Genomic DNA, 16,921 nt, shown 5'->3' with positions numbered 1-16,921 from the left:
ACGGCCGCTTGACGCGGAGGGCCAGGGTCGGAACCATGCGCCGGCCGTGGCGAAGCTGCACGACATGATCGCCGAGCGGATGCGCGCGGCGATCGCGCGCGCCCTGGGTGCGGACCTCGCGAGCGTCGACCCGGTCGTTCGCGAGACGCAGGACGCCCGCTTCGGCGACTTCCAGGCGAACGTCGCCATGAGCCTCGGCAAGCGCCTCGGCAAGAAGCCGCGCGAGATCGCGGAGGCCATCGTCGGCGCGTTCGACGCATCGGGGCTGTGCGCGCCGCCCGAGATCGCCGGGCCTGGATTCGTGAACGTCCGCCTGGACGACGGCGTTCTCGCCGCGCTCGCCACGTCGGCGGCGCGCGACCCGCGCCTCGGCATTGCGCCGGACGCCGCGCCCCGGACGGTGGTGGTCGACTATTCGGGGCCGAACGTCGCCAAGGAGATGCACGTCGGACACCTGCGCAGCACCGTCATCGGCGACGCGCTCGCGCGCACGATCGCGTTCATGGGCAACCGGGTCGTGCGCCAGAACCACATCGGCGACTGGGGCACGCAGTTCGGGCTCCTGATCGAGCGCCTGTTCGACCTCGGCAAGGCGGCGGGCAGGGACCCGGTGGACCTGCTCGGATCCGACGTCGATCTGACCGGGCTCTATCGCGACGCGGCGGCGCTCGAGACCAGCGATCCGGCGTTCGCGGCGCGGGCCCGCCAGCGGGTGGTCGCGCTGCAACGCGGCGACGCCGAGACGCGCCGCCTGTGGCAGGCCCTGGTCGCGATCTCCGCCGAGCAGTTCCAGGCCGCGTACGCGCGCCTCGGCGTCACGCTCGCCGCGAGCGACGTCCGCGGCGAGAGCTTCTACAACGAGCGCCTGGCCGAGGTGGTCGCCGAGCTGCGTGCCGCCGGGCTCGCACGCGACAGCGAGGGGGCGGTCTGCGTCTTCCCGGACGGCTTCAAGACGAAGGAGGGCGCGCCCCTGCCCCTCATCGTGCAGAAATCCGACGGCGGCTACCTCTACGCCACGACCGATCTCGCGGCGCTCCGCTTCCGGCTGCGCGAGCTCGGGGCGCGACGGATCGTCTACGTGACCGACGCGCGCCAGCAGCAGCACTTCGCGATGGTCTTCGCGACGGCGCGGGCCGCCGGCTGGGTACCGGACGATGCGCGCCTCGAGCACGTGGTGTTCGGCACGGTCCTCGGCGAGGACGGCAGGCCCTTCAAGACGCGCAGCGGCGACACCGTCCGCCTGGCCGAGCTGCTCGACGAGGCCGAGGAGCGCGCGGGCCGCATCGTGCTCGAGAAGAACCCCGACCTCGATGCCGCCACGCGCGGCGGCGTCGCACGTGCGGTCGGGATCGGCGCGATCAAGTACGCCGACCTCGCCAGCGACCGCGTGAAGGACTACGTCTTCAGCTGGGCGCGCATGCTCGCCATGGACGGCAACACCGCGCCCTACCTCCAGTACGCCTACGCGCGGATCCGGGCGATCTTCCGCAAGGCGGGCCTCGACGCGGCGCCGAGCGTCCCGGTTGCCCTCGGGCATCCCGCCGAGCGTGCGCTCGTCCTCCAGCTCCTGCAGGCCGACGGCGTCGTCGAGGCGGTCGCCGCCACGCTCGAGCCGCATCGCCTGTGCGGCTACCTCTACGACGTGGCGACGACCTTCAGCACGTTCTACGAGGCGTGCCCGGTGCTGCCGGCCGAGCCGGCGGTGCGCGAGAGCCGGCTCGTCCTGTGCGATCTCACCGCGCGGACGCTCGCGACCGGCCTCGGCCTGCTCGGCATCGACACCCTGGAGCGGATGTAGCGCTCAGGCGCGCCGCTGCCGCCAGTCGTCGAGCACGATCCGCAGCGTCTCGGTGAGTGGGATCGTCGGAGTCCAGCCGGTGTCGGCGGTCGCGCGGGCGTGGCTGCCGACGATGCGCTCGATCTCGACCGCGCGCTTGAGGGCCGGGTCGCTCGCGACCCGCAGCGGAACGCGCGCGTGCGTGCGCAGGAGCGCGATCACCTCGGCGATGCTGACGCCCTCGCCGGCACAGAGGTTGTACGCCTCCCCGCCCTTGCCGCGGTCGAGGAGCGCGACGTAGCCGGCGACGATGTCGCGCACGTCGGAGAAGTCGCGCACGGGGTCGGCGTTCCCGACCCGCAGCACCGGCTCCTGGTCACCCCGCTCGATGGCCGCGATCTGCCGCGCGAGCGCCGCGCACACGAACGTCGGCTGCTGTCCGGGCCCGGTGTGATTGAACGGCCGCGCGCGCACGACGTCCAGGCCGTAGCTGCGAGCCCACTGCGCGGCCGTGATGTCGGCGGCCGCCTTCGACGCCCCGTAGACCGAGAGCGGGCGAAAGGGCGTCTCCTCGGTGACCGGCAGCTCCTCGCGCCGGACCGCACCGTACGCGTCGGACGAGCCGACGTGGAGGACGCGCGCGCGCGGCACCGCCGCCCGCACCGCGGCGAGGACCGCGATCGTGCCGCCGACGTTCACGCGATAGGCGAGGTCCGGATCGGCCTCGGCTTCGGGGACGAACGATACGGCCGCGAGATGGACCACCGCCTCGGCCGCGACCGCGGCGAGCGTCCGCGCCACCCCGTCACGATCGGTGACGTCGCCCTGATGCGTCGCCGTCGTGAGGCCCGCGACCGCCGAGCGCTCCTCGGCCGAGCGCACGAAGCCGTGGACCTCGTGTCCGCACGCCGCGAGCGCACGCGCCAGCCACGGTCCGACGAAGCCCCCGATCCCGGTGACGAGTACGCGCACGGCGGCGCTAGGTGGCCTGCCCGAGGCGCGCGAGGTCGGCGCGGACCATCATCTCGACCAGGCCGTGGAAGCTCACGCGTGGCGCCCAGCCGAGCCGGCTGCGCGCCTTGGCGGCGTCGCCGACCAGGAGGTCGACCTCGGCCGGGCGAAGAAAGGCGGGATCCTCGCGCACGTAGTCCCGCCAGTCGAGCCCGACGACGCCGAACGCGACCTCGACCAGCTCGCGGACGGCGTGTGTCTCGCCGGTCGCGACCACGTAGTCGTCGGGCGCCGCCTGCTGGAGCATGCGCCACATGGCTTCCACGTAGTCGCCGGCGAAGCCCCAGTCGCGCCGCGCCTCGAGGTTCCCCATGCGCAGCTCCTTCTGGAGCCCGAGCTTGATGCGCGCGACGCCGTCCGAGACCTTGCGGGTCACGAACTCCTTCCCGCGCCGCGGCGACTCGTGGTTGAAGAGGATCCCCGAGCAGGCGAAGAGCCCGTAGCTCTCGCGATAGTTGACCGTGATGAAGTGCCCGTAGACCTTCGCGACGCCGTACGGGCTCCGCGGGTAGAAGGGCGTCGACTCGCGCTGCGGCGTCTCGCGCACCTTGCCGAACATCTCGCTCGAGCTCGCCTGGTAGAAGCGTGCCTCGGGGACCACCAGCCGCATCGACTCGAGGAGCTTCGTCACGCCGACCGCATCGAACTCGGCCGTGAGGACGGGCTGCTGCCACGACGTCGGGACGAATGACTGGGCCGCGAGGTTGTAGATCTCGTCGGGTCGAGCGTCTTTCAGGATGTCGATGAGCGAGAGCTGGTCGAGCAGGTCCGCCTGCCGGAGCTCGATGCGCCCCTGCAGGTGCGCGATGCGCTCGAAGTTCTCGGTGCTGGCGCGCCGCACCATGCCGACCACGCGGTAGCCCTGCCCGAGCAGGAACTCCGCCAGGTACGAGCCGTCCTGTCCGGTGATGCCGGTGATGAGCGCCGTGGGTGCCATCGGTCAGGAGGTCGCCGTGCGCAGGCGCGCGCCGTACATGCGCTCGTAGTAGTCGCGGTAGGCGCCGCTCTTCACGTCGTCCCACCAGGCACGATGGTCGCGGTACCATGCGACCGTCTCGGCGAGGCCGTCCGCGAACGCCCGGCGTGACGTCCAGCCGGTCGCGCGCAGGCGGGAGGCGTCGAGCGCGTAGCGGCGATCGTGCCCGGGCCGATCCGTCACGTGCCGGACGAGGTCGGCACCGCGTCCGGTGAGGCGCAGGATCGCGGTCGTGACCTCGCGATTCGGCGTCTCGTTGTGCGCGCTCACGTTGAAGACGGGGGCGTCCGTCACGCCGAGCCCCAGGACGTGCCAGAGGGCCTCGCAATGGTCCGCGACGTGGATCCAGTCGCGGACCTGCATGCCGTCGCCATACAGCGGCAGGGGCTCTCCGGCGAAGGCGTTGGTGACGAACAGCGGGATCAGCTTCTCGGGGAACTGATACGGGCCGTAGTTGTTCGAGCAGCGCGTGATCGCCGCCGGTACGCCGTACGTCGTAGCGTAGGCCTGCACGAAGCCGTCCGCCGCGGCCTTGCTGGCGGCGTACGGGCTCGACGGGCGCAGCGGCGCATCTTCGGTCGCGCGTCCGGTCGGGATCGTGCCGTAGACCTCGTCGGTCGAGACGTGCAGGAAGCACCGGAACCCCGCGAGCCCACGTACCGCTTCGAGCAGCGCGATCGTCCCGTGGACGTTGGTGCGCAGGAACGGCGCCGCGTCCTCGATGCTGCGGTCGACGTGCGACTCGGCCGCGAAGTTGACCAGCGTGTCGATCCGCTCCTCGCGAACGAGCGCGGCCATGGCCGGCGCGTCGGCGATGTCCGCCTTGACGAATCGGAAGACCGGATCGCCGTCGAGATCGGCAAGGTTCGCGTAGTTGCCCGCGTAGGTGAGGACGTCGACCGCGACCAGGCGTCCGACCCGCTCCCGCCGCGATCCCAGGGCCTGGCGGACGAAGTTCGTGCCGATGAACCCCGCCGCCCCGGTGACGAGCAGCCGCATGCGCGCCCGACGCTACCGGTTCTTGGTTCGCCAGTCGAATCCGATGCGAGGGTCGTCGAACGGGATCCGCTCCTCGTCGGGATTCGCCGCGTCGTAGTGCTCGGTCGTATGGTAGAAGAGCGCGACCGGCTCGTTCCCGAGCACCCGGTAGCCGTGCGCCACGCCCGGCGGGATGGCGATCACCCGCGGCTTGGCGGCCCCCATGTACAGGACCTGCGTCTGCCCGCACGTAGGCGATCCCTCGCGGAGGTCGTAGAGCACGACCTGCGCGTTGCCGCTCGCGAAGAACCAGACGTCCCACTGCCGCACGTGCCAATGGAAGGCCTTGATCACGCCGGGGTACGTGACGGTGAGCGTCGTCTGCTTCACCTCGCGGAAGACCGGCTCGTCGTCGCGGACCACCTCGACGAGCGTGCCGCGGTCGTCCGCATGGACCGTGCATTCCTTCACCACCACCCCGTCGATCATCCGCGTCTCCTCGCCGCCACGGCGCGACGCGGCGCTTCGCCCGCGTCCGGCACGCGCGTCGTCGGCCCGTCCAGCCGATTGGCTCCCGTCTCGGCGACGAGATTGCCGGCCCTGTGCAGCGACGCCATCGTGCCTGCGTCCGTCCACCAACCATCCAGGATCTCACACGAGAGCTGGCCGCGTCTCAAGTACCAGGTATTGACGTCCGTGATCTCGAGCTCGCCCCGCCCCGAGGGCTCGAGCGTCTTGATCACGTCAAAAACCTGACGGTCGTACATGTAGATCCCGGTGACGGCGTAGCGGCTCTTGGGCCGCTTCGGCTTCTCGACGATGGAGACCACCCGCCCCCCGGAGATCTCCGCGACGCCGAAGCGCTCGGCGTCGGGCACCTCCTTCAGGATCACGCGCGCGCCCTTGCGCTGGCGCGCGAATCGGCGCACCGCGGGGACGATCGAGCCCTCGACGATGTTGTCTCCGAGCACGACGCAGATCCGGTCGCCCTCGGCGAAGCGTTCCGCGAGCGCGAGGGCCGCCGCGATGCCACCTTCGCCCTCCTGATACGCATAGTGCAGGCGATCGAGCCCGAAGTCCTTGCCGTTGCGCAGCAGGCGCAGGAAATCGCCCGCGTGCTGGCCGCCGGTGACGATCAGGATGTCGCGAATGCCGGCGTTGATGAGCGCCTGCAGCGGGTAGTAGATCATCGGCCGGTCGAACACCGGCAGCAGGTGCTTGTTGGTGATGCGCGTGAGCGGCAGGAGGCGCGTCCCGAGCCCGCCGGCGAGGACCACACCCTTCATGGCGCGGGCCCCGTTCCAGTCGCCCAGGGACGCTTGTAGCCGAGGTTCTGCAGGCCGGCGAGCCCCGTGTAGGTCCGGTTGCTCGGCCCCTGGCCGATCGAGCCGAGGCCGTAGAGCGTGAACTGCACGCGGATCGTCGTATCGTTCGTGTCCGAGCGATCGGACGCGCCGATCTCGAAGATCCAGCAGTCGCAGCGTGACATGATCCGGAAGATGTAGTCCCGCTCGAGGAACTGCGGGCCGATGGTGATGAGGCGGTTCGTGTTGTTGGGATCGACGCCGAGCGTGGGCGCGAGGCTGTAGCGCGCCACGAACAGGAACCCCATGTAGTCGCCCAGGCGCAGATATGCCGTGCCGTCGACCTCCTCGACCGGGTCGGGGTTGTTGAAGAGCCGGTTCTCCGGCGATCCGGGCGTGAGGCCGGCGTTCAAGTTGTCGGCGGTGAACCGGTACGAGGCGCCGATCGCGGACGGGCTCTGGAAGCTGACGCGTCCCGGGGGCGGCTGCCACCACGGCTCGCGCAGCACCATGCCGATCGACTGTGCGAGGAGCCGCCCGTCGTTCAGGTCGATGGAGTTCGCGTACGAGAAGCCCAGGTACCCCGTCGGCGTCACGCGCAGCTGGAAGTCGAGGTCGGAGAGATGGCTCCCGCCGGCGATGCTGCGCGAGATGTCGTAGCCCTGGAGCACGCTCGCGCGCGCGAGCTCCTGCGAGGTGTTGACGCTCGCGGGGGTAGCCGCCGTCGGCTTGCGCGGCTTCCCGGGCGGCGCCGCCGCCAGCGGCAGGCCTTGCGGGAGCATGTCCGCCGCGACCTGATCGAACTGATCGGACAGGTTCTCGCCGTCCTCGTCCTCGTTGTCCTCGTCGTCCTCGGAGGCTGCCGCCTCCTCGGCGAGCTCGCTCGCGGCGCGCGCGGTCTCGGTGGCGGTGGCGGCCCGCCCGAAGACCCGGGTGGTGACGCCGTACGAGATGAAGTTGCGCCGGTTGATCGCGTCGACGTCGTCGAAGAGATACCCCTCGCTGAACAGCGTCCCCGGATTGCCGTCGACGCGCGTGCGAACGGAGCCCACGTCGCGCCCCACCTGTGGGACGTACAGGTACTGGATCTCCGGCTCGATCGTGTGCCGGATCTTCTCGAACCCGAAGTACGGGAAACGGTAGACGTGGGTGAGCTCGGTTCCGAGCGTCGTATGGACCTCGCCGATCTCGCGGCTGCGGTTCGTGTCGAGGTCGGGCAGCACGTTCTTTCCGAGCGCGAACTTCGTCGCGATACCCGGGTTGTCCGGCACGAAGATCCCCACCTGCTCGCCGTTGGTCAGGTGGTATGCGGTTTCGCGAAACTGCCCGCGGACGGAGCCGTACAGGTAGCGTCCCCAATTGAAGGGCAGCGTGAGCTCGGGGGCAAAGTCCAGCCGCAGGCCGTCGTAGCCTTCGGTGCGCTGGAAATCGGTCGCCTCGCCGGCGAGCCGGCCCACGACCACGCCGCCGAGCAGCGGCATCGCGTGCTCGGCGTTCACCCGCGGCACCCGGTCGAGCGTCAGGTCCTGCGAATCTATCAGGTCCTGGTACGCCGTCGCGTCGACCTGCGCCAGGCCGTCGTCCCACGTCTTGATGGCGCCGAGCCGCGAGCGGGTGAAGCGCGTGCTGCGGATCTGGATGTCGCTGCGGACCGTCGACGAGAAGGCGCGGATCTCGCGGAAGAAGTCGTCGTCGCTCACGCGGAGCACGTCGAGGTAGAGCTTGCTGTCCCACAGGAACGGCTGGATGTGCCGCCCGGCCACGACCCAGCGATTGACGGGCACCTCCGCCGACTGGGGCGAGAGGGGCGTGATCGGCTCGGGGCTTCCGCCGATCCGCTCGTTGAAGTAGGCGCCGGTGAAGATGCCGCGCGTCTCTTTGGACCACTGATAGCGGTACTCGCCGATCACGCCGACGCGGGCGGCGGTCTCGAGATCGGCGGTGATGGTCGCGTCGTTGCTCTTGTCGATCGCCCAGAAGAACGGCTGCTCGTAGAGGAAGCCGCGCTTGTTCGAGTAGCCCAGGCGCGGGAAGAGGAAGCCGGTCTCGCGCTCCGTGTTGGCCGGAAAGAGGAAGTACGGCGACCAGAAGACCGGTGTGTCCTGCACGCGCAGGGTGGCGTCCTTGGTGACGCCGACGCCGCCGAGCGTGACGTTGGTCTCCTTCCCGGCGATGCTCCACGAGGGCGACTCGATGCCGCCGCAGCGGCAGGTCGTGAAGACGCCGTTCTCCACCCGGTAGCAGGGCCCGCCCAGCTTCTCCACCTGGCCCGCCTTCAAGTGGTACGGGCTCCGTTTCATGTCGGCTTCCGCGTCGACGACCCAGCCGGTCTCGTCGTCGAGGTCGAGGCGCGCCGCCTCGCCCTCCATCGTGCCCTCGGGATCGACCACCACGACGTGCCCGCGCGCCTCGGCGACCGCCGTCGTGCGATCGTAGGTCACCTCGTCGGCGCGCACCGTCGTCTCGCCGCGCGTGAGCGTCACGCCGCCGCGCGCGGTGAGGACGTTCTGGTCCTGGTCGTATTGCATCTCCGCGGCGTCGACGGCGACCTGGTTGCTCTCGCCTTCGGCGCGCGGCGCCGCACGCTTGCGCGTACCGGCAGGTTGCGCGGCCGCGGTCGCGACCGTGCGGGGCCGCAGCGTGACGGCGATGGCGCCCGTCGCCGTCGGGTGGGCGATCGTGTAGCTGACCGGCTGCCGGACGAACACGACCACCTGGGTGCCGCCCGCCTCGGGCGACAGGCGCACCGTCGAGACGAGCGCGTCGGCGACCTCGATCGCGGCCTGGCGCGAGACGGGTGCGCCGGCGACCAGGAAGCTCACTTCGTCGGTGAACGTCTCGCCGACGCTCGCCGGCCCCTTCACGTCCGACGCCGGATGCGCGCCCGGCGTGCGGTCCTCGATGCGCGCGTCGGGCTCGGCCTGGAGCGTGATCACCGTCGGCGCGTTCGGCCCGGACAGCACGCGTACCTCGGCGGACATCGTGGGTCCGTCGAGCTCGCCCGCCCAACCACGCCCGGCGACCAGCAGCAAGGCTGCCAGTCCCAACCGGACGACCTGGTCGACGCTCATGGGCGCGCCTGTGTACCAATTCGCTCCCAACCTTGCCAAGGCGGGATCAGCTCGCGTTGGCCGAGCGCGAGGTAGGCCTCGCCCGCCAGAAACAGCGATCCGGCGACCACGACGGCGCCGTCGTCGGCCGTGACCGCGAGCGCACGCTCGACGGCGGCGCGCGCCTCCTCGAGGACGTCCGTCGGGATCTGATCGCCGACGTGGGCCGCCATGACCTGTGGATCGAGACCGCGCCGCCCGACGCGCGTCAGCACGACGCGCGCCGATGCCCGCGCGAGCGGATCGAGCATCGCCTGCCACGCCTTGTCGGCCATGACCGCGAAGACGAGGGTCACGCGACGGTCGGCGACCAGGGCCGGAAGCTCGCGCAGGAGCATCTCGACGCCGGCCGGATTGTGGGCGCCGTCCACCACCACGCGCGGGCGCTCCCGCAGGGTCGCGAGCCGGCCGGGCCACCGCGCCGCCCCGAGCCCGCCGCGGACGGCGTCGACCGTGCACGGGAACCGCTCCGCCGCACACGAAAGGACCGTCAGCGCGACGCGTGCGTTCTCCTCCTGCACGGCGCCCGGCAGGCCGATCCGGAGGCGGTCCCATGCGTGGCCCCGGGGCCCCCGGAAGGCGAGCCCGCCCGCACCCGCTTCGAGGGTCGCATCGCGCACCGCGGAGACGACCGGAGCGCCCACCGCGCGCGCGTGGGCGACGACGACGTCCTCGGCCTCGGTCACGATCCGCCCGACCACGAGTGGGACGCCGGGCTTGGCGATGCCCGCCTTCTCGCGCGCGATCGAGCGGAGATCGCTGCCGAGGAACTCCTCGTGGTCGCGGGCGATCGACGTCACGGCGGTCACGATCGGGTGCACCACGTTGGTCGCGTCGAGCCGGCCGCCGAGGCCGACCTCGATCACGCCCACCTCGACGCCGATGCGGGCGAACCACTCGAGCGCGAGCAGGGTCGCGAACTCGAAGTGCGTGAGGGCGATGCCCGCCCGATCGAGATCGCCCCGCAGCTCCGCGACGAGCTCGACGATCGCGTCGTGCGGCATCGCGAGCCCTCCTGCGCGGATGCGCTCGGCGAAGTCGACGAGGTGCGGCGACGTGTAGAGGCCCGTCCGGTAGCCGGCGGCGCGCAGCACGGCCTCGAGCATCGCGGCCGTGGACCCCTTCCCGTTCGTGCCCGCCACGTGGAGCGCCGGCACGCGTGCTTCGGGATGCCCGCGGCGCGCGAGCGCCGCGCGGATGCGCTCGAGCTCGAGGTCCCAGCCCTTCGTGACCTCGAGGCCGTGGAGGTAGGCGATGGTGTCGGTGTACGCCGTCACCGCTCGGCCGCGCGCATGCCGTCCTTGAGGCTCCGCACGAAGGCCTCGACGCGGGCCGGCGCGCCGGCGGCGCCGTGCTCCTCGACCAGGCGCTGGATCGCGCTGCCCACCACGACCGCGTCGGCGAAGCCGGCGATCCAGCGTGCCTGCTCGGGGGTCTGGACGCCGAAGCCGACGCCGATGGGAAGCGCCGTCACGGCGGCGACGCGCCGCACGAGCTCCTCGAGCTCGCGCGGCAGCTCACGTCGAGCCCCCGTCACGCCCAGCACGGAGACGAAGTAGAGAAAGCCGCTCGCCGCGTTCGCGATCTTCCTTGCGCGGGTGATCGGCGTGGTCGGCGCCAGCAGACGGATCAGGTCGAGCTGGTTGCGCGCGAGCGCCGCCGAGAGATCGGCCGCCTCCTCGGGCGGCAGATCGACGCACAGGAAGCCGTCGACCCCGGCCGAGCGCGCGTCGCGCGCCACCGCGTCGAGCCCGTAGCGAAAGAACGGGTTGTAGTAGCCGAAGAGCACGATCGGCACCGGCAGCTCGGCACGGCGCTCGGCGACCATCTCGAGCACGCGCGCGAGGCTCGTGCCGGCGGCGATCGCACGCGTGGCGGCGCGCTGCAGGACCGGGCCGTCGGCCATCGGGTCGGAGAACGGCACCCCGAGCTCGATCAGGTCGGCTCCTCCCGCCACGAGCGCGCGCAGGAGATCGGGCGTGACGGCGAGCGACGGGTCGCCCGCCGTGAGGTAGGCGACGAAGCCCACCTCGCGCCGCGCGCGCAGCGCAGCGAACGTGTCGTCGATGCGTGTCATCAGAGGCGCACTCCGAGGTGCTGCGCGACCGTGCCCATGTCCTTGTCGCCGCGGCCGGACAGACACACGAGCAGCACGTCGCTGCGCCGCATCGCCGGCGCGATGCGCGCCACGTGCGCGATCGCGTGGGCGCTCTCGAGCGCGGGGATGATGCCTTCGGTCGACGACAGGAGCTGGAGTGCCGACACCGCCTCGTCGTCGGTCGCGGTCACGTACGTCGCGCGGCCGGTGTCGCGGAGATACGCGTGCTCCGGCCCGACGCCCGGGTAGTCGAGCCCCGCCGAGATCGAGTGGGCCTCGCGGATCTGCCCGGTCTCGTCCTGCAGCAGGTACGTCTTGTTGCCGTGCAGGACACCCACCTGCCCCGCCGAGAGCGACGCCGCGTGCGCGCCCGTCTCGAGGCCGCGGCCGGCCGCCTCGACGCCGACGAGCTGGACCCGGCGGTCGTTGCGGAAGGCGTGGAAGAGCCCCATCGCGTTCGAGCCGCCGCCGATGCATGCGACGGCCGCGGTGGGCAGCTTCCCGGTGGCCTTCAGGATCTGGCGGCGCGCCTCCGCGCCGATGACGGACTGGAAGTCGCGGACCATGAGCGGGTACGGATGCGGGCCCGCCACGGTGCCGATCACGTAGAACGTGTCGGTCACGGTCGCGATCCAGTCGCGCAGCGCCTCGTTCATGGCGTCCTTCAGCGTACGCGCACCCGACTCGACCACGCGGACCTCGGCGCCGAGGAGCTTCATGCGGAACACGTTGAGGCTCTGCCGGCGCACGTCTTCGGCGCCCATGAAGATCTCGCACGGCATGCCGAACAACGCGGCGACGGTCGCCGTCGCGACGCCGTGCTGCCCCGCCCCCGTCTCGGCGATCAGCCGGCGCTTCTTCAGGCGCCGGGCGACGAGCGCCTGGCCGATCGTGTTGTTGATCTTGTGCGCTCCGGTGTGGAGGAGGTCCTCGCGCTTCAGGTAGATCCGCGCCCCGCCCAGCCGCTCCGTCAGGCGCCGCGCGAAGTGGAGGCGCGTCGGACGCCCCGCGTAGTCGGCGAGCCAGCCGTGGAACTCGCGCCGGAAGCCTGGGTCCTTGCGCAGCTTCGACCACGCCCGCTCGAGGTCGAGGATCGCCGGCATGAGCGTCTCGGCGACGAAGCGGCCGCCGTACTGCCCGAAGTGCCCCTCGGCGTCAGGCAGCTTTCGCGCGTCGGATGAACTCGCGGATCTTGTCATGGTCCTTCACTCCGGGTCTGCGCTCGACGCCCGAGGCCACGTCGACGCCGTGGGGACGCAGCGCGCGCACGACGTCCGCCACCGTCTCGGGCCGAAGGCCCCCGGCCACGAACAGGCGGTCGCGCGGAAGACCGCACGCGGCCGCCGGGTCGAGCGCGACGCCCGTGCCGCCGGCGACGCCGGGAACCCAGGTGTCGAGCAGGATGAAGTCGGTGTCGTAGTCGGCGGCGCGCGCCGCCGCGTCCTCGCCGGGGCGCGGCCGCAGCGCCTTGATCGTCTGCTGCGTCCAGCCGCGGCAGTACGCGGGTGGCTCGTCGCCGTGGAACTGGAGGCCTGCGAGGCCGACGTGCGCGGCGATGCGCAGGACCTCCTCCCGCGGGGCGTCGACGAAGACCCCGACGAGCGGCACGGTGGCGGCCGCCGCCACGCGGCGCGCCGCGTCGGGCACGAGATAGCGCGGGCTCGACGGCACGAAGTTGAGGCCAAGGAGGTCGGCGCCGGCGTCGACCGCGGCCCGCGCGTCCTCGGGCGTGCAGACGCCGCAGATCTTCACGACCACGCTCACGTGAGGAACTCCGCGAGCGCCGCCCCGGGATCCGGCGCCGCCATGAAGGCCTCGCCGACCAGGACCGCGCGGGCGCCGGCCGCCACCATGCGACGGACGTCGCCCGCCGAGTGGATGCCGCTCTCGGCGACGAGGAGGATTCCCGGCGGCACGAGCGCCGCCAGCCGCTCGGTGGTCTCGAGGCTCACGGCGAAGGTCGCGAGGTCGCGGTTGTTGACGCCCACGAGCGTCGCACCCGCGGCCAACGCCCACTCGAGCTCGCGCTCGTCGTGCGCCTCGACGAGCGCGTCGAGCCCCGCCTCGCGCGCCGCCGCCAGCAGCTCGACGCGCAGCGCCGCCGAGCCGGCGGCGGCGATCACGAGCACGGCGTCGGCGCCGAACGCCCGTGCTTCGTCGATCTGGTACGGATCGACGAGGAAGTCCTTGCGCAGGCACGGGAGGGCGACGACGCCGCGCACGATCGCGAGATGGTCCAGATGGCCCTCGAAGAAGCGCTCGTCGGTCAGGACCGACAGCGCGGCGGCACCGGCGGCTTCGTAGCTCCGCGCATGGGCGGGTGGGTCGTAGTGCGTACGGATCACGCCCTTGGACGGCGAGGCGCGCTTCAGCTCCGCGATCACGGCGGGCGCCGGCCGCGCGGCGAGCGCCGCCCGGAAGCCGCGGCGCGGCTCGGCGTAGAGGGGCCGCTCGCGCAGGGCCGACGGGGGCACCTCGCGCTTGCGCGCCGAGACCTCGTCGACCTTGTGAGCGAGGATCTCGTCGAGGATCATGCCCCGCTTCCTCGAGCCTGCGTGAAGGCGACGAGCCGCTCGAGGAGCGCCGTCGCGGCGCCGCCGTCTATGGCGCGGGCCGCTTGCCCGGCGCCGTCGCGCAGGTCGCGCGCCGCCCCGCCCACGACCAGCGCGGCGGCGGCGTTGAGGCAGACCACGTCGCGTGCCGGTCCGTGCTCTCCGGCGAGGACGGCGCGCACACGCGCGACCGCATCGGCGACGCTCGTGACCCGCAGGGCGGCAAGCGGGGCAGATGGAACACCCGCGTCCGCGGCCCTCACGGTGCGCGTGTCCACCGCACCCGGGGTCACGTCCGCGACCAGCGATTCGCCCGAGAGCGCCAGCTCGTCGAGGCCGACGGCGCCGTGCACGACCCACGCGCGCTCGGCGCCGAGCCGCTGGAGCACGTGCGCGAGCGGGAGGACCCACCGGCGCTCGGCCACGCCGATCACCTGCCGCCCGACGCCGGCGGGATTCGCGAGCGGCCCGATCAGGTTGAAGAACGTGCGGACCCCGAGCTCGCGGCGCGGCGCCGCGGCGTGGCGGAGCGCGGGATGGAACGCGGGGGCGAACAGGAAGACGAATCCGACCTCGCGCAGGCACGCCGACGCGGCGGCGGGATCGAGCACGAGGCGCACGCCGAGCCCCTCCAGGACGTCGGCGCCGCCGACGCTGCCCGACGCGGCCCGGTTGCCGTGCTTTGCCACCGGCACGCCGGCCGCCGCGACCACCAGCCCCGCTGCCGTCGACACGTTGAGCGTGGCGGCGCCGTCGCCGCCCGTCCCGCAGGTGTCGACGGCGCCCGCAGGCGCACCCTCGACCCGGGTCATGTGCGCGCGCATCGCGCGCGCGGCGCCCGCCAGCTCGGCTTCGCTCTCCCCCTTCATCCGCAGCGCGACGGCGATCGCGCCGATCTGGGCCGGCGTCATCTGGCCGTCCAGGAGCGCGGTCATGAGGGCGGCCATCTCGTCTTCGGCGAGAGAGTCGCCCCCGACGAGCCGGCCGAGCGCGGCCTGCGGTGTCATGCGGCCGCCGGCACCCGCGCGAGGAAGTTCGCGAGCAGATCCTTCCCGGCGAGCGTCAGGATCGATTCCGGATGGAACTGGATGCCCTCGACGAAGAGCTCGCGATGCCGCACGCCCATGATCTCGTTCTCGGCGGTCCACGCGGTCCGCACGAGCTCGGCCGGGAGCGTCGACGGATCGATCACCAGCGAATGGTAGCGCGTGGCATCGAACGGGTTCGGAAGCCCGGCGAAGAGGCCCTCGCCGGTGTGCAGGATCGGCGAGGTCTTGCCGTGCATGATGCGGTCGCAGCGCACGATCTGGCCGCCGAACGCGGCGCCGATCGCCTGGTGTCCCAGGCACACGCCGAGGATCGGCAGCTGCCCCGCGAAGCGCTGGATCAGGGGCACCGAGATGCCGGCCTCGCGCGGCGTGCAGGGGCCCGGCGAGATCACGACCGCGTCCGGGGCCATCGTCGCGATCCCGTCGAGGTCGATGGCGTCGTTGCGACGCACCGTCACGTCGGCGCCGAGCTCGCCCAGATACTGCACGAGGTTGTAGGTGAACGAGTCGTAGTTGTCGATCATGAGAAGGCGGACGCGGGCCATCACAACGCCTCCGCCAGCCGCACGGCCTGGATCATCGCGCGCGCCTTGTTGACGCACTCGCGGTGCTCGGCCTCCGGATCGGAGTCGGCGACGATGCCCGCGCCCGACTGGATGTAGGCGCGGCCGTCGCGCATGAGGACGCTGCGGATCGCGATCGCCGTGTCCATGGCGCCGCCGAACGCGAAATAGCCGACCGCGCCGCCGTAGAACCCGCGCCGCACGGGCTCGAGCTCCTCGATGACCTCCATCGCACGGACCTTCGGCGCGCCGGTGAGCGTGCCCGCCGGGAACGTGGCGCGAAACGCGTCGAACGCGTCGACGTCGGGCATGAGCTTCCCGCGTACGTTCGAGACGAGGTGCATCACGTGCGAGTAGCGCTCGAGGATCATCCGCTCGGTGACGGCGACCGAGCCGATCTCCGACACCCGGCCGACGTCGTTGCGGGCCAGGTCGACCAGCATCACGTGCTCGGCGATCTCCTTCGGATTGGCGAGCAGCTCCGCGGCCAGCTCCGCGTCCTCCTTCTCGATCGTGCCGCGCGGCCGCGTACCGGCGATGGGGCGGACCGTCACCTCGCCGCCCTCGACGCGCGCCATCACCTCGGGCGACGCGCCGGCCACGGTGTCGGCGCCGAGCGCGAGGAAGAAGTGGTACGGCGACGGATTCACCGTCCGCAGGCAGCGGTACACGTTGAAGGGCGCCGCGCTCAGTGGCAGCTCGAAGCGCTGCGCGAGCACCACCTGGATGACGTCGCCCGCGAAGACGTACTCCTTCGCCCGGCGCACCATCGACTGGTACGCCTCGGGCGAGACGTTGGAGCGCACCTCGCCGCTCGCCCGCCCGCTGCCCCGCGGTTCCACGATCGCCGCGCCGAGCCGTGCCACCAGCTCGTCGACGCGCGCCACCGCCTCGTCGTAGGCGGCGTTGGGCGACGTGTCGTCGGTCACGTGCGCGTGCGCGACGACCTTGATCTTCTGCGCCATGTTGTCGAAGACGAGGAGGCTCCGCACCAGCATGAGGCAGGCGTCCGGCATGCCGAGGTCGTCGGTGGTCCGCACGGGCAGCCGCTCGAATGCGCGCACCATGTCGTAGCCGACGTAGCCGACGGCGCCGCCCGTGAAGCGTGGCAGACCCGGCACGGCGACGGGTCGATACGGCGCGAGCAGGCGCTTCACCTCGCCGAACGGATCGTCGGTCTCGCGCCGGACGGTCGCGCCGCCGGGCGTCTCGAGCTCGACGCTCCGTCCGCGCAGCCGCAGCACGCGCGCCGGCTCGGTGCCGAGGAAGCTGTAGCGGCCCCATTTCTCGCCGTGCTCGACGCTCTCGAGCAGGAAGCCGTACGGCCCCCGATGCACCTTCAGGAACGCCGAGACGGGTGTCTCGAGGTCCGCCAGGATCTCGCGCGTGACGGGAACGAGGTTCCCCTGGCGCACGAGGCCGTGGAAGTCCTCGCGCGACGGGAAGACCGCGCCCGCGCGAACCGTGGCGCCGGCCGGTGCGCGCCGCGATGGGGTCGGCTGA

Annotated in this window: 15 protein-coding genes; 1 reads left to right on the top strand and 14 read right to left on the bottom strand. The window is 72.1% G+C overall.

Features of this window, described 5'->3' with window-relative positions; translation table 11 throughout:
- The first annotated feature begins 46 nt into the window (after window positions 1–46).
- Window positions 47–1,798, top strand: coding sequence for an arginine--tRNA ligase (gene argS, locus VMS22_23830; GenBank protein HXJ37069.1), 1,752 nt, complete (start codon window positions 47–49; stop codon window positions 1,796–1,798).
- A 3-nt stretch (window positions 1,799–1,801) separates the two neighbouring features.
- Here argS and VMS22_23825 read toward each other — a convergent pair whose 3' ends face one another.
- The 14 genes from VMS22_23825 to trpE are packed head-to-tail and all read right to left on the bottom strand — an operon-like array spanning window position 1,802 to window position 16,833.
- Window positions 1,802–2,749, bottom strand: coding sequence for a GDP-mannose 4,6-dehydratase (locus VMS22_23825; GenBank protein HXJ37068.1), 948 nt, complete (start codon window positions 2,747–2,749; stop codon window positions 1,802–1,804).
- A gap of 7 nt (window positions 2,750–2,756) precedes the next feature.
- Entirely contained in the window at window positions 2,757–3,725 is a 969-nt protein-coding gene (gmd, locus tag VMS22_23820; protein HXJ37067.1) for a GDP-mannose 4,6-dehydratase, read from the bottom strand.
- A gap of 3 nt (window positions 3,726–3,728) precedes the next feature.
- Window positions 3,729–4,763 (bottom strand): dTDP-glucose 4,6-dehydratase, encoded by a 1,035-nt coding sequence (rfbB, locus tag VMS22_23815; GenBank protein ID HXJ37066.1) that lies wholly within the window; start codon window positions 4,761–4,763, stop codon window positions 3,729–3,731.
- A 12-nt stretch (window positions 4,764–4,775) separates the two neighbouring features.
- Entirely contained in the window at window positions 4,776–5,231 is a 456-nt protein-coding gene (locus VMS22_23810; GenBank protein ID HXJ37065.1) for a dTDP-4-dehydrorhamnose 3,5-epimerase family protein, read from the bottom strand.
- Entirely contained in the window at window positions 5,228–6,028 is an 801-nt protein-coding gene (locus VMS22_23805) for a sugar phosphate nucleotidyltransferase (GenBank protein ID HXJ37064.1), read from the bottom strand. Before VMS22_23805 ends, VMS22_23810 begins: the two co-directional genes overlap by 4 nt.
- A complete protein-coding gene (gene lptD / locus VMS22_23800; GenBank protein HXJ37063.1) occupies window positions 6,025–9,117 on the bottom strand; it encodes an LPS assembly protein LptD in 3,093 nt (1,030 codons plus the stop codon). The genes VMS22_23805 and lptD overlap by 4 nt, the downstream gene beginning before the upstream one ends.
- Window positions 9,114–10,433 (bottom strand): folylpolyglutamate synthase/dihydrofolate synthase family protein, encoded by a 1,320-nt coding sequence (locus VMS22_23795; protein HXJ37062.1) that lies wholly within the window; start codon window positions 10,431–10,433, stop codon window positions 9,114–9,116. The genes lptD and VMS22_23795 overlap by 4 nt, the downstream gene beginning before the upstream one ends.
- Window positions 10,430–11,233, bottom strand: coding sequence for a tryptophan synthase subunit alpha (gene trpA / locus VMS22_23790; GenBank protein ID HXJ37061.1), 804 nt, complete (start codon window positions 11,231–11,233; stop codon window positions 10,430–10,432). Before trpA ends, VMS22_23795 begins: the two co-directional genes overlap by 4 nt.
- Entirely contained in the window at window positions 11,233–12,453 is a 1,221-nt protein-coding gene (trpB, locus tag VMS22_23785) for a tryptophan synthase subunit beta (GenBank protein ID HXJ37060.1), read from the bottom strand. Before trpB ends, trpA begins: the two co-directional genes overlap by 1 nt.
- A complete protein-coding gene (locus tag VMS22_23780; protein HXJ37059.1) occupies window positions 12,410–13,018 on the bottom strand; it encodes a phosphoribosylanthranilate isomerase in 609 nt (202 codons plus the stop codon). Before VMS22_23780 ends, trpB begins: the two co-directional genes overlap by 44 nt.
- Window positions 13,015–13,788, bottom strand: coding sequence for an indole-3-glycerol phosphate synthase TrpC (gene trpC, locus VMS22_23775; GenBank protein ID HXJ37058.1), 774 nt, complete (start codon window positions 13,786–13,788; stop codon window positions 13,015–13,017). The genes VMS22_23780 and trpC overlap by 4 nt, the downstream gene beginning before the upstream one ends.
- On the bottom strand, window positions 13,785–14,813 hold the full coding sequence (trpD, locus tag VMS22_23770) for an anthranilate phosphoribosyltransferase (GenBank protein ID HXJ37057.1): 1,029 nt from the start codon (window positions 14,811–14,813) through the stop codon (window positions 13,785–13,787). The genes trpC and trpD overlap by 4 nt, the downstream gene beginning before the upstream one ends.
- A complete protein-coding gene (locus VMS22_23765; protein HXJ37056.1) occupies window positions 14,810–15,400 on the bottom strand; it encodes an aminodeoxychorismate/anthranilate synthase component II in 591 nt (196 codons plus the stop codon). Before VMS22_23765 ends, trpD begins: the two co-directional genes overlap by 4 nt.
- A complete protein-coding gene (trpE, locus tag VMS22_23760; GenBank protein ID HXJ37055.1) occupies window positions 15,400–16,833 on the bottom strand; it encodes an anthranilate synthase component I in 1,434 nt (477 codons plus the stop codon). The genes VMS22_23765 and trpE overlap by 1 nt, the downstream gene beginning before the upstream one ends.
- Between the last annotated feature and the right edge of the window lie 88 nt (window positions 16,834–16,921).

Source organism: Candidatus Eisenbacteria bacterium, assembly GCA_035577985.1.
In the GTDB taxonomy this organism is placed as follows: Bacteria; Desulfobacterota; Binatia; order DP-6; family DP-6; genus DATJZY01.
The sequence above is the reverse complement of the archived record's forward strand: the minus strand, read 5'-3'. Positions and strand labels throughout refer to the sequence as shown.